Here is a 13,281-nt window from a genome sequence, read left to right as displayed (position 1 = left end):
AAATAATTAAAAGCCTTATTATTAATCAATTATTTAAATTTTTCAAAGCAAATAGTCTTTAAGGGCTATTGTATTTAATCAATTGTTGCCATTTATTTGCAATAGATAATTTTTATGGCTAAGAAAAATAAAAAAGTTTTATTTGTATGTTCAGCTGGTGGGCATTTAGCAGAAATTTTACAGCTCGAGGCAATTCGCAATAAATATGAATATCTAATAGTAACGGAAGACGTTGAAACTACACGATCGCTTAATAAAACGTATAACATGAAGTACATTAAGCCTGATGTTAAAGGAAGAGGCTTAATCTTTTATTATTATATAATTTTAAATTTCTTATTTTCTGTTTCTATTCTATTAAAGTTTAAGCCTAGTGTAATTATAACAACAGGAAGTCATACAGCTTTCCCGATGTGCTTATTGGGTAAATTGCTAAGAATTAATGTTGTGTATATACTTTCATATGCAAGAGTTAGTAGCAAAGCAAAGTCTGCTAATATCATATATCCAATTTCAGATTTATTTTTGGTTCAATGGGAATCAGCACAAAAGCTTTATACAAAATCTATTTATAAGGGAAGTTTATTTTAATGATTTTAGTATTACTCGGCACATTCAAAATTAATTTCAATCGCCCATTAATGGCGCTTGAAAAAGCCATGCTAGAAGGTAAGATTTCTGATAAAATCATTGTTCAAGCTGGCCATACAAAATTCGATAGTAACGTATTAGAAATCAGAAAATTCATTAAATCAGATGAGCTGACTGTGCTATATGAGGAAGCTGAAATAATCATCACACATTCTGGCGTTGGATCTGTGTTAAAAGGACTAAGTATGAATAAGAGGATTATTGCTATCCCAAGACTTTACAAATTTAAAGAACACGTAGACGATCACCAACTAGATATAACTGAAGAATTTAGCAGGCTTGGGTATTTAATACCTTGGCGTGAAAATGATGATATAGAATCTCTTCTTTTGAGGGTTAGAACATTTACACCGAACCCTTTTATTTCTCAACCGACCCAAATTAATGAGTACATTATCAATTATATTGAAAATTTAGATTGAACCGATTTAAAATATCTTATAAGTAAAAAAGCTCATCATAAATTTTTGGCACTATTGTTTACAAGCAATTTATTTAACACTAAAGAAAATAAGTAAGCAAAAATAAAGGAGATTGTTATAATAATTGGTAGATGAATCAAAGTGATTTTTTGAAAGAAAAATTTAAAAAAAAGTGAAAAGATAAAGGTGTGAGTTAAGTAAAGAGGATATGATATTTTCTCAAACGCTATAACAGCCCGAAAGGTTTTTGATGATTTTTTAACAACCTTAAATATAATCACCGAAATTGAAAAGTATCCAATAAACGAAAATAAGTCGTTTAAATTTTTCCCAAAACTTCCAAAGTTCTGAACGAGTAAGGCCATAACACTATAAGCCACTAAAGCAATTATAGAAAGTATATACCATTTAATGCTTATAACTTTTTCAATAAGACCTTTTTTGGCTACTATCATGCCTAAGACAAACTCCCATAAATATTGAATAAAGAAACTATTTACAACCCTTAATTCTCCATATCCCAAGTACGAAATAGTTAAAGAATATAAAATTGATATTACTATAAAACCGACTAAACATAAAAATGGATTTAATAAGTTAACCAATTTTAGTAATAGTGGATATACTAAATAAAGCTGAATTATTGTAGAAATGAACCAGAACTGCCCACCAAAACTAGTGTCATATTTTTCAAAAAACATCTTGAAAAGAAATATATGACTTAAATACGCAGTAAAATCATCATCAAAAATTTTCCAGAAGTAATTGAATAAAAATATGAAAGTAACCGCTAAATAATAAGGATATAGGACTTTGGAAAATCTCCTTTTCAAAAATATTTTATAGGTTGAATATTTAGAAAGATATAATCCGAAGCCGGATGCAAAAATAAAAAGATGCACACCCCCTCCCCCTAAACCAGCAACTCTACTCAAAAAATCTGGCATCTCAATAAGCATACAAAAGTGATAAACAACAATGGTTACAATTGCAAAGGCTTTTGCAAAGGAGATGTAATCATTTCTTTTTGCCTGAACAGTAAAAGCGTTGGATTCTGACATCTAATTCGAGCTTGTAGTTATTTGGAATTATAATGCAAAAACATCATATAGTTGAAAAAGCTGTTTGTTGATTTTTGGTGTACTGTATTCATTTTCAATAGCCAAGATATTTGCACTTGAGATCTCTTTCATTTTTTCGGGGTATTCTGAGATAAATTTAATTTTTGAAGCTAGATCGTCTACATCTCCGGGTTGAACAAGAAATCCATTTACGCCCTCAGCCACTAAATCAGGTATCCCTCCAACGGGTGTACTTAAAATAACTTTGCCCGCAGCCATTGCCTCCAGAAGAGCCACTGGCAAACCTTCATTATAGGATGGAAGAATTACGGTATCGGCCTTTGATAAAACTGAAAGTTTCATCTCATTATCTACCCACCCCAAAACATCAACATAATTATTAAGATTAAGATCAGTTATTATTTTTTTTGATTCCTCGATTTCACCATCTCCAGCAAAATAAAATTTGAAGTGCTTTAAACCATCTCTATTAATAATAAGATCTATTGCTTTGATTAAATCATAAGTTCCCTTTCTTTCTCCAAGGCGACCGAGAAACAAGAAACTATGAATATTTTTAGGCACAGAACAGCAACGGCAAAACAAATCTACATTTACTGCATTATTTAAAATTTCTAGGTTTTTGAGATTAAGATTATCCTCAAAAAACACTTTCCAATAATTAGATAGAACAATTACCCGTGAACAATTTACTAGTAAATATCTAATAAAACTTTTTAGAAACACATTTGATTTTAAATAAAAATCATCAAAATCAGCACCATGGATGTGCATAAATACAGGCACACCTTTTACCCTAGATAAAACGGCAAAGAGCGCTTTTCTGTAAAAACTCGCATCGCAGGCTGTGTGAATATGAACTAAAGCAATCTTTTTAGTAAATAATAATTTGAAAAAACACTTTAAAAAAAACAATATTTTATTTATTCCTCCACCCTCTACATGCGACACGTAGTGAAAACATTTATAACCAAAATTTTCTGAGTTACTCTCCAAGAACCCTTTAATTACTGAAGCAATACCACCTTTAGTACGTTCTATACTTGGCCCTATAATTATTATTTTTTTCACTTTTAAAAATTACCTGTTAATTTAGATTGGTAAAACCTTTTTTAAATTACATCTACTTTCGTCACTTCGTGGATTGTCTTTTTCTTTCTTCGCATAAAAGGTTTTTCTACAAACTGCCAAGATAAAATAGCGAGAACAACTGTTATTAAAAGTATTGAGAGAATATGAATTGAATTTTTAAACAATTCTAATTCTACAAAAAAGCCCAAAACAAGCCCATGATAAATATATACTCCATAAGAAATATCATTGCCTTTTAGAATTTTATTTGCGGTTAGTGGAGCAGTGTAAGCAAGTGAAATTGTTGTAACCCCTAAAGCTAAAAGTTTTAAAATATAAGTTTCGGCTGAAGTAGGGATTAAATAATTGATAATGATGTAACCTATAAGCCAAATTAAACCCTTGCCATAAATTAAGTTAGATTTATAAACCTTAAGTCTTTGAAGTATAACGCCAAACAAGAACAAATATATATTTGGTATAAAAGTATATCTTAAGCTTTTTTGTAATGTTGTTTCAACCTCAAATTCTCCTTTAGTTAGATAAATTTTTATGAGGTAAGTAAGAATACAAAATATTAGGAAAATGAAGCCAATAATAATAGTCCTATATGTTTCATTTTTGGATAGCTTATTTACTACAAAATATAATACGGGTAAAACTAAATAGAATTGAAGTTCTAGAGGTATAGTCCATAAGCTTCCATTGTACGAACCAAAACCAAAATCTTTTAAAAAAGCGGGAGTATATATAATACCTATACATTGACTAAAAAACCATGGAAGGGCATCTTTATTTATAAAACTAATTTGAGTAGATAAAGCTATTATTATAACCGTTAATATGATGCAGGCCCATAGAGCAGGGAAAATTCTTAGAGCTCTATTTTTAAAGTAGTTTTTAAGATTCGAATTTCTTTCAAGTGATGCTGAAATTAAAAATCCGCTCATTACAAAAAACATTGAAACGCCAGGAAAATTCGACATGATTTTAAAGAAAGCCGGGAAGGGCAGTTGTAATCTTGGGAATGAATGTAAAAGCAATACTTCTACTGCAGCAAAAAGCCTTAAAAGATCAAAATTGTTTAACTGAAATTTTCTATCCATTTAAGTTATTTAAAGGCTTAAACATAAATTTTATGGCTAATTAGTTTTACATCAAATAATTTGACACTTTCACAATACACTTTTAGATCGTATAGGATACTATTTGCAATTAATGAGTAATTGATTTTATATTAATTTTCAAAAAATTATAGAACTTTGAACCACTAAGGTGAGATAATAATCTATGTAGAACAATAGCCCTTAGAGGCTATAAAATTATCAAGAGAGGTTATTTTTCTATTGCAGGATTCCCGACAGCTATGCAATCCGAACCTATATTTTTAATTACAACTGCCCCACTTCCAACTTTTACATTATTTCCAAGCCTCACTTTTCCGATGATGCAAACATTACTACCAACATCAACATTATTTCCAAGTATTGGTGCTTCACTGTCTGATCCGTCAGCCAACTGTTTTACACCAATCGTGGTACAATGTCTTAGTGTACAATTTTCCCCAATAATTACCTTGTTATTTAAAACCAGTGCTTGGCCGTGGTAAATAGACAAATTTCTGCCTATTTTGACATTCCAAGGAATTTCTAGACAAAAAATTAATTGAATTAAAATTTTATAAATAATGAGATAAGGAATACCTATATAGAAATATATTCTTTTTGTGCTACAGAAATTCGCAATCCTGAAAAGAACTAAAAAAATACGTCCTTTAGGATTTTTTTTATTTACTCGCCAGTCTTGAAATATAAATTGAAAAAAATTCATAGGTTATTAAGTCGTCAAATTTATATAGAAAGTTTATTTTCCCACTCATCAGCAATTTTTGAAACATGAAACCGCTCGCTACTCTTTACCGCGTTTAAAGCCATTTCTTGTCTTTTAGATCGATTTAACATCAATTCTCCTAGGCTTTCTGCAAAAACATCTATATCATTATTTGATATAATATAGCCGTTAACATCATTATCGATTATATCATAAATAGCAGAAAAATTATCAAAAGCTATTGGTACCACTCCATTTTGTTGAGCTTCTAACAACGACATTGGTAGACCTTCCCAAATTGAAGTCATCATAAAAATAGATGCACTTTTATAAAATTCTATTACGTTCGATTGTTGACCTAAAAAAATTATGTTCCTTAAATTATTCAACTTTACATAGTCTTTATAAGAATTTTCGTCCGGTCCTGCCCCAATAATAAGCAACTTCCAATCTTCAGATAAATTTCGTGGTAGTTTCTGCCAAATTTTAAGTGCAAGAGAGATTTTTTTTTGATCTTCTTTCAATCTACTAATTATTACAACTATGTTATCCTTTTTATGCAGCTCATCCTTTGTTATGTATTCTTTAAAAGTTAGCGGGTTTGCCAAAGTAAAAATTTTATCAGGCTTGGCATCATCCACATACAATTCTGTAAAAGAATTTTTAAAGGAATTTGAGAGCAGAAAAAATTTATCACATAACTTATAAAGTGTAGAGGTACTTTTAACGTAAGGATTATAAAATGGATAAATTAAATTTTTTATAACTGTTTTAATTTTTTCTTTATTCGAAGAATTTGCACTATTTAATTGATAGGCTTTCCAGTAATCCGGAGAAGCATGAAGAAAGCAAACCAATTGAATTGAAGGACTTTTCAAACGTAATTTTTTAAAAAATTTTAAGAAAAAACTCGAATATGTATTTTGGCAAACAATTAAATCAATCTTATTTAACTCAATAAATGATCGTATTAATTGTTCATTTACGCTAAACGATAGTTTTAGATTAACTTTTAATTTCAATTCGCTACTACAACCTACATTATCCCCTTCGATATAAATGAAATAACATACACATCCTCTACTGGATAATTCTTTTGAAATTATATCTGTAACTCGTGGTACTCCTCCATCATCTAACGAGATTGAGTTTTGAAAAAAAACGATATTTTTAGTTGCCATAATTTACAAACTACTTTTGCTTCGAAAGAACTTCATTAAACATTTTCAAATACTTATTACTCAAAACCACTGTTGCATAATTTTCTGCATTATAATTAATAACCCTTTCCTGTATTGAAGGGTATTCTTTTGCATGATTATTTATTCTTTCAACCATAATTCTTTCTAAGTCTTCAACAACATCCGATTTAAAAACATAACCATTAATTCCAGATTTTACTTCATTTGTAAAGCCAGGTAAATCCGATACTATTACGGGTAAATTATAATTAAAAGCAACTTTTAAAGCACCACTTTGAGACATCTCTTTATATGGAAATACGGCGTAATGACTGGTTGAAAATAAGTCTGGAATTTCTGAGTTTTTATGTAACCTTATATCACATTCAAAAACTTCAAGGCATTCAATTTTTGCTTCGTACACTGCCCAATCATTAGCAAAGCCATTTATGGAAACCTTAAATCCGCGGATACCTTTTTTGTAAAGATTGTTAGCAGCTTCAATTAATAATGAAAGGTTTTTATTTGAATGTATAGAACCAAAAAACAAGAAGATAATATGGTCTGTCCTTTTATTTTTATTGCTGGGGCCAAAGTCTTTTAGTGCGAGGGGAATTAAAAAAGATTCGGCTCTATTAAATGTATTTAAGAAAAGTTTTCTTTCGGTATCCGAAAAAGTATTAACATATTTCTTAGTACTAAATGCCATATTAAAAACAGCCTTAGCCAGCCAAGGTATATGGAAACTTGGTTTTACGTTACCATCGTGAGCGGTAACAATAGTTTTTGTTTTGCTTAATCTCCAATAAAGCGGCAGAACATAGGGGCTTGTTGGAACATAATTAAAGTATACTAAATCAGAATTCAACTGTTTAATTCTATTGTATATTCTTTCGTAAAAAAAAAGCATTTTAGGACTTCTGGCTCTAACGCTCCAATAGATAAATTCGAGGGTTAATCCTTCCAATTTTCTTATATTTTCAAATTCGCTTTCAGAAAACCTTGCGTTTTTTGTGGGCAACAAAATAATCCAATGGATTTTAAATTGCTTTAATATGCCTGCAAACAAATCAGGATTAAAATCACAATCAACAAAATAATCTGGCGTTACCCAAGTAATTGTTTGCGTCGAGTTATGCTTCATTATACTGTTTTTTTCTTTTTTCTTTTATACTTAATAAAAAGGCATACAAAATTTCTTCTATTGAGATTCCATATTTAGATTTTTGACCAAACCACTTATAAAAAGAAATATCATTTGCAGAATAGATGGTTCGTATTTTCTTTTTTTGTATAAATTTTTTAATCTCTTTCTTGATTGTTTCCAGCAGAATTACATCGACAACATTATCAGGTACTTTTTGTACGAATTCATTTAGCCATTGCTCTTCTGCCAATATTGCATCCATTTTAAAATTGGTATTACCAGTTGTTGATATTGTTTGGTTATTTCTTCTATACTTAAATAAAGGTTTATTTGTATTGGCAATGCCATGTTCTTTGGAGGCTATAAAAGAGCTTATATCATCAGAGGCCCAAGCCAGTGGAAGTTTATAAAAGCCACCATTGCTCTTTAAAGTACTCGTTCTATACACATAATCTGATATAAAAAACAATCTGCTTCCCTTCATTCTTTCTAGAATGGAATCATAAACGGTTTCGAAATCTGGTCTAGGATCTGTTAATTCAATAGGCTCTGATTTTTCATTTATAATTAATGTTCTACAATGAAATATGTTGCACAAAGGATAGTTACTAATTAATAAATCAAACTCCTTTAAATAATTAGGATCAAGCAAATCATCATCTCCCATTAAAATAAAATATTCTCCCTGAGCAAAAGAGAGACACTTATTCCAATTGTCTACAACATTTATAGCCCCAAAATTTTTATCGTTTTTGTAATATGTTAAGCGAGTATCATTATAATTCGCAACTATTTCATCTATATTTTCTGGCGAGGCATCGTTAACAATAATCAGCTCAAAATCACTATAATTTTGCCCTAAAATACTGTCTATACAATCCTTAAGAAACTTGGCCTTATATGCTGGAATACCTATTGTGAATTTCATTTAAGTTTAGCTGATTATTTGAAGAAATAAGTTGTTTAGCTTTTTCACTTTCGTAAATTTTTTGGTAGCAACAAAGCACTAAAACTGTGGCGATTAAGAAATTATATGAAATCAAAAAATCTGATGTTAACGATGTTAGCATAATCATCCACAAATAATATTTTAAATATTGATAATTTGGAGGAACAGGAATTACAATACTCTTAATTAAAATAATTAGGTATCCAACTATCGCGAAGATTCCAAATACTATATAAACCTCTACTATTCCTACATCAGTTAGGTAGTATCCATAGTTTTCACCTAATAATATTAGAGATTTCCCGTAATTGGATGTATCATTGAAAAAGCCATTTCCTAAGACCTTATTAACTGCATTGGAATTAAATTTTGTTAAGTAGTATTCTGCAGCCTGAATTCTTATATAATCTTTACCAGCAGATGCATCTTCTTTTTGTTGATTTACCAACCCGGTACTTATCGATATTCCAGAATTAATGAAAATATAAAATGTGCATGAAAAGAGAATTATTGTACCTATTTTATATATGAATTTAACGTTTCTTAAAAAATGAATCATATAAAAAATTAGAACAACAAAAATTACCTGTCTGGTAACTTGCATTACAGTTATTACTAAACCGATTATGGCATAGGACAACCATAAAAAATTATATCTTAACTCCTTGTTAGTAAACTTATTAATCGCAATAAAACACGATAAAAAGAATACTCCGCCGCCAGGAAAATTTATTCTAACAACACCTCTATCTTCTTTAAATTCTTGCTGAGAGCCAAAATAAACAGTTCCATTATGACTAAACTGAAATAGGAAGAGTACTATATAAATGATGCCAAAAATTAGAATAATACTTTCGATTTTACTAATAGGAATATGGTTGTTTATTAAATAGAAAAAAACAAACCACATCATATATGGAATTGTAGTTGTGCTGTATTCAAATCCTTGCCCCCAAGTATATTTGGCCATAAGAATTGATATTAAGATTGCAGCACATATTAGCTGGATGGGAAAGATAAATCCACCACTTTTTTTAAACATATAGGGAATGGATATTATGATTGCTATTAGCATATATCCATAGTCAATATTTTTCATTATACCTTCTCTGCCAAAAGTGCCATCAAAATATTTTAATGAAAAAATTATTAATAGAAATAAAAATAACGCCTTCTTATCCATTATTGATTGTGGGGTTTTCTGTGTTCGTTTACTTAACCTATTCTTGTATAGTATGTGGTTTAATTTGGTATTTATTCTGAATGTAGATACGTTGATAGCAATAAAGCACTAGTACTGTTGTAATTAAATAATAATAAGATATAAGAAAATCTGATGTTAAGGAGGTAAAAAAAATCATCCATAAATAGTATTTGAGATAATAATATTCTGGAGGTAATGGAATTGCAATACTTTTTATAAAAATTAGAATATAACCAAGTAAAGCAAACACACCAAATACAATATATACCTCGACTATTCCAACATCGGTTAGATAAAAACCGTAGGTATCTCCTAACGCAATTAATGTTTTTCCGTAATTTGAGGTATCATTGAAAAAGCCATTTCCAAAAATTTTGCTTACCGTGTTAGGTGTAAATTTTGTAAGATAATATTCAGCAGATAAAATTCTAATGTAGTCTTTTCCGTAAGATGCATCTTCCTTTTGCTGATTTAATAACCCATTACTTATTGATGTTCCTGAATTAAAAAAGAAATAAGTTGCGCAGGCAAACATCACTATAGTTAAAACCTTATAGGGCAGCTTCACATTTCTTAAAAAATGTAAGAGATATACAACAAGCATCATAAATATTGCTTGCCTAGTAACTTGCAATACAACAATTACAATCCCTAAAATGGAATAGCTTAGCCAAAGAATTTTATATTTTACATTATTGGTTACTCTATTTATGGCTATAAAACAAGATAAAAAAAACACTCCACCTCCAGGGAAATTTACTCTTACAACTCCTCTATCTTCTTTAAATTCTCCTTGCATTCCAAAATAAACAACGCCGTTATGTGTAAATTGAAAGAGAAATAAAACGATATAGATTACACCGTAAATCATAACGATATTTTCAATAGTTTTTATGGGAATGTTAGATTGTAGTAAGTAAAAGAAAACAAACCACATTGTATAAGGTATTATGCTTGCACTAGACCCAAAGCTTTGTCCCCAAGTGTACCAAGCCATAAATACCGATATAATTATAGCACCACAAATTAATTGTATGGGTAATACAAAGCCTCCTTTATACTTAAAAAAATAAGGGATTGAAACTAATATTGCGACTAGCATAAATCCGAATGAAAGATTTTTTAAAACGCCAACACTAGCAATTGCTGCATCAAAAAATCTTAATGAGAAAATTATTAAAAAAAATAAAAATATTGTCTTTTTATCCATTACTTAATTCCCAATGCAATTGTGTTAATCATGCATTCTTATTTTTATTACCCTGAAAGAATTTTTCCCTAATTGGAATAAGGTATTCATTAAGAGATGAAAATTTAAAATATTCCAAATTTATGGCGTTAAGCCCAGCTCTCTTCAAAATGATATACATTGAAATAAATATGAACACCTCAGTAATAAGCCAGTTGAATGTGGTACCGATATAGCCCCACTGCTTAATCATTAGAAGATTTAAAAGAATACTTAAAATTCCAGCAGCCGCAGTTACTTTGAAAAAAGCTTTATCCATTTTAAGATTAAGCATTATCTGAATACCCAATACATTATTTAAAGAAAATATTAAAGGCACAATAGTTAGTATTTGAAAAATAGGTATCGCTTGTTCAAATTTGCTTCCGTAAAAAATTCTTATAACAAACGGACCTAATATTAACATGATTACAGAAGCTACTCCTATAAATATGATTATTAATGGAATTAATTTTTGCGCAACTCTCATTCCCTCATCTTTACTGGCTCCAAAAGCCTTACCTATATATGGATAAAAAGCTTGAGCAAGCGGCATGGCTAAAACAGATTGCGCAATAATGATTAAACGCTGAGCTGCAGTATAATAGCCAACTTGTTCTACATTTTGATATAATCCTAAAATCACTGTATTTGTGGTAGAGTAAAAATTAACAAATACGAGTGAAAAGAAAATTATTCTTTCTTCCCACAGAACCTTTAAACAAGCCCTAAATGGTATTTTAACAAACTTTATCTTGTAATTTTTAAATGCCCATAAAAAAGACCAAATTGCAATTATACTTTGTATTACCCCAATTAAAAAAGGTTGCCAAATGTAGTCTCCATTTTTTCGAACAATCATCAAAATGGTTATCGTAAACAAAACTTTACTAATCAAATTAAACAAGGCAACTTTTGATAAATCCTGCATAGCCTGAAAAAGCCAGTTTTGTGTAAACAAGGTGCTGATGCATAGCGAATAAGAAAAAATCATTATAGTCTTGTTGGATTTTAACTCAGGAACACTGTAAAGAAGAGCTATAAAGGCAAGTGTTGAAAAAAGGAAAAGCAAGCATTGTGTATAAAATACCTCACTAAAAACTCTGTTCCGATTATCTATATTATTTGGATCTTTAGAAATTTTTCTAGTTGCCGAAAAATCGAAGCTATAGCTAATTAGCAACGTGAAGTATGCTATGTAAGCAGCCGCAAAATTTATTTCCCCATATCTAGCTGGCCCTATTATTCTTGATACTACTGGCACTGAAACTAAGGGCAAAACATAAGTAGCAACCTGTACAATCGTTAGTGAAAGTAAATTCTTGGTTAATTGCTTCTTAGATTTATTAGGGATCACATCACTTAGATTAAACTATTAAAAAAGAACGGATTAAAACCTACTTTTAAAATCTCCGAAAACGTTGCTAAAGAAAGATTTTTTTTGATTGTTGTAATAGTTATTATTATAACTATAGCCATATCCGTATCGGTTTTGTTCTATTCCGTTAAAAACAATATTAACCTTGCTAAGCTGTTCTTGTTCAATCAAAGTGTTTAAAAATTTCAACTCAGATTTTTCAGTAAAACCTTGCCTAACAATATATAAACAAAGATCACTTAGGGGTGAAACAATTGTTGCATCTGGCACTAAATGAGCTGGTGGACTATCGATAATTATATCATCATATACATACCTTAAATGCGCCAAAAGATGGCTAAGTTCTTCTCTTTCTAGCAATTCGGATGGATTATATATTTCTGAACCACTGCTTATGATTTGTAGGTTGGGCAAAATTCCGGAATCCTGTATTATAGATTCTATAGAAACTTTTCTTTCGAAATAATCACTTAAACCGGCATGCCCCTTTTCCAAACTAAAAGCTTCAGCAATTTTCGGCTTCCGCATGTCTAACTCTAGAATGATGGTTTTTCTTTCTGTATATGCTAGCGCAACTGCAAGATTGGTGCTTAAAAAGCTTTTGCCTTCTCCTGGAATGCTAGAGGTAATTAAAGTAACACGACCTTTCTCTTTTGGCTTATGCAAATAGTGAAGCTTGGTTCTTAATCCTCTAATTTGTTCACTCATTGCGCTGGTAAACTTTTCTTTTATCGCAATTGAGTTATCAGAACGTTCCAAAGATAATTCTGCTATGATTGGAATATCTACAATGTCCTTAATTTCATCCGCATTAATAACCTTATTATTTAATGCATTTCTAGTAAAAATTAAAGCAGTTGGCAAACCCAAACTTAAAAAGAATGCAAAAGCAAAAGTTGTCATTTTACCACTTTTAGGCATTCCAGCATACGCTTCGTCTATAACTTTATCATCTTTTAAGGTAGATGTATAATTTGCTCCTGCTTCTTGTCTTTTTTGTAAATAGTAGGTGTAAAGACTTTCTTTGCTTGATTGATTTCTCTTAATATCAACATATTGCCTTGTATTAACCCCCTAAAAAGCTGGACTAAATTTTAAAAACAATTTAGAACCATTAAATTAGGGAATTATGAAAAGA

At 30.1% G+C, this 13,281-nt stretch carries 13 protein-coding genes; 2 read left to right on the top strand and 11 right to left on the bottom strand.

Annotated elements, in window-relative coordinates; all coding sequences use genetic code 11:
- Positions 1-114 precede the first annotated feature (114 nt).
- Both pssD and pssE read left to right on the top strand, forming a co-directional pair.
- The gene (gene pssD / locus H7U22_RS15715; RefSeq protein ID WP_187072294.1) at positions 115-591 is read left to right on the top strand and encodes a PssD/Cps14F family polysaccharide biosynthesis glycosyltransferase; all 477 of its coding nucleotides are present in this window, start codon (positions 115-117) and stop codon (positions 589-591) included.
- Positions 591-1,073: a PssE/Cps14G family polysaccharide biosynthesis glycosyltransferase gene (gene pssE, locus H7U22_RS15710; RefSeq protein ID WP_187072293.1), complete on the top strand. Its 483-nt coding sequence runs from the start codon at positions 591-593 to the stop codon at positions 1,071-1,073. Before pssD ends, pssE begins: the two co-directional genes overlap by 1 nt.
- A gap of 35 nt (positions 1,074-1,108) precedes the next feature.
- On the opposite strand, the gene H7U22_RS15705 is transcribed toward pssE, so the two are convergent.
- The 11 genes from H7U22_RS15705 to H7U22_RS15655 form a co-directional block, all read right to left on the bottom strand.
- On the bottom strand, positions 1,109-2,134 hold the full coding sequence (locus H7U22_RS15705; protein ID WP_187072292.1) for an acyltransferase family protein: 1,026 nt from the start codon (positions 2,132-2,134) through the stop codon (positions 1,109-1,111).
- 27 nt (positions 2,135-2,161) lie between these two features.
- Positions 2,162-3,226 (bottom strand): glycosyltransferase, encoded by a 1,065-nt coding sequence (locus H7U22_RS15700; protein ID WP_187072291.1) that lies wholly within the window; start codon positions 3,224-3,226, stop codon positions 2,162-2,164.
- Between the two features lie 41 nt (positions 3,227-3,267).
- Positions 3,268-4,332, bottom strand: a complete 1,065-nt coding sequence (locus H7U22_RS15695) for an acyltransferase family protein (protein ID WP_187072290.1) — start codon at positions 4,330-4,332, stop codon at positions 3,268-3,270.
- 229 nt (positions 4,333-4,561) lie between these two features.
- Positions 4,562-5,056, bottom strand: coding sequence for a serine acetyltransferase (locus H7U22_RS15690; RefSeq protein ID WP_187072289.1), 495 nt, complete (start codon positions 5,054-5,056; stop codon positions 4,562-4,564).
- Between the two features lie 20 nt (positions 5,057-5,076).
- Entirely contained in the window at positions 5,077-6,237 is a 1,161-nt protein-coding gene (locus H7U22_RS15685) for a glycosyltransferase (RefSeq protein WP_187072288.1), read from the bottom strand.
- 10 nt (positions 6,238-6,247) lie between these two features.
- Positions 6,248-7,204: a glycosyltransferase family 4 protein gene (locus tag H7U22_RS15680; RefSeq protein WP_187072287.1), complete on the bottom strand. Its 957-nt coding sequence runs from the start codon at positions 7,202-7,204 to the stop codon at positions 6,248-6,250.
- 166 nt (positions 7,205-7,370) lie between these two features.
- Positions 7,371-8,312, bottom strand: coding sequence for a glycosyltransferase family 2 protein (locus H7U22_RS15675; protein ID WP_187072286.1), 942 nt, complete (start codon positions 8,310-8,312; stop codon positions 7,371-7,373).
- Positions 8,281-9,516, bottom strand: a complete 1,236-nt coding sequence (locus tag H7U22_RS15670) for a hypothetical protein (RefSeq protein ID WP_187072285.1) — start codon at positions 9,514-9,516, stop codon at positions 8,281-8,283. Before H7U22_RS15670 ends, H7U22_RS15675 begins: the two co-directional genes overlap by 32 nt.
- A 37-nt stretch (positions 9,517-9,553) precedes the next feature.
- Positions 9,554-10,747, bottom strand: a complete 1,194-nt coding sequence (locus H7U22_RS15665; protein WP_187072284.1) for a hypothetical protein — start codon at positions 10,745-10,747, stop codon at positions 9,554-9,556.
- A gap of 28 nt (positions 10,748-10,775) precedes the next feature.
- On the bottom strand, positions 10,776-12,122 hold the full coding sequence (locus H7U22_RS15660; protein ID WP_187072283.1) for a flippase: 1,347 nt from the start codon (positions 12,120-12,122) through the stop codon (positions 10,776-10,778).
- Positions 12,123-12,155: 33 nt separating this feature from the next.
- A complete protein-coding gene (locus tag H7U22_RS15655; RefSeq protein ID WP_187072282.1) occupies positions 12,156-13,046 on the bottom strand; it encodes a tyrosine-protein kinase family protein in 891 nt (296 codons plus the stop codon).
- Between the last annotated feature and the right edge of the window lie 235 nt (positions 13,047-13,281).

Origin of the sequence: Pedobacter fastidiosus, assembly GCF_014306625.1 — a bacterium.
GTDB classification, from domain to species: Bacteria; Bacteroidota; Bacteroidia; order Sphingobacteriales; family Sphingobacteriaceae; genus Pedobacter; species Pedobacter fastidiosus.
Note: the sequence above shows the minus strand (reverse complement) of the source record. Positions and strands in the feature narration are given on the sequence as shown.

Bases quoted from the DNA above. Each gene is read 5' to 3' on its own strand.
- H7U22_RS15655 (WP_187072282.1), bottom strand. From the start codon at position 13,046: ATGACAACTTTTGCTTTTGCATTCTTTTTAAGTTTGGGTTTGCCAACT.
- H7U22_RS15665 (WP_187072284.1), bottom strand. From the start codon at position 10,747: ATGGATAAAAAGACAATATTTTTATTTTTTTTAATAATTTTCTCATTA.
- pssE (WP_187072293.1), top strand. From the start codon at position 591: ATGATTTTAGTATTACTCGGCACATTCAAAATTAATTTCAATCGCCCA.
- H7U22_RS15685 (WP_187072288.1), bottom strand. From the start codon at position 6,237: ATGGCAACTAAAAATATCGTTTTTTTTCAAAACTCAATCTCGTTAGAT.
- H7U22_RS15705 (WP_187072292.1), bottom strand. From the start codon at position 2,134: ATGTCAGAATCCAACGCTTTTACTGTTCAGGCAAAAAGAAATGATTAC.
- pssD (WP_187072294.1), top strand. From the start codon at position 115: ATGGCTAAGAAAAATAAAAAAGTTTTATTTGTATGTTCAGCTGGTGGG.
- H7U22_RS15675 (WP_187072286.1), bottom strand. From the start codon at position 8,312: ATGAAATTCACAATAGGTATTCCAGCATATAAGGCCAAGTTTCTTAAG.
- H7U22_RS15695 (WP_187072290.1), bottom strand. From the start codon at position 4,332: ATGGATAGAAAATTTCAGTTAAACAATTTTGATCTTTTAAGGCTTTTT.
- H7U22_RS15670 (WP_187072285.1), bottom strand. From the start codon at position 9,516: ATGGATAAGAAGGCGTTATTTTTATTTCTATTAATAATTTTTTCATTA.
- H7U22_RS15690 (WP_187072289.1), bottom strand. From the start codon at position 5,056: ATGAATTTTTTTCAATTTATATTTCAAGACTGGCGAGTAAATAAAAAA.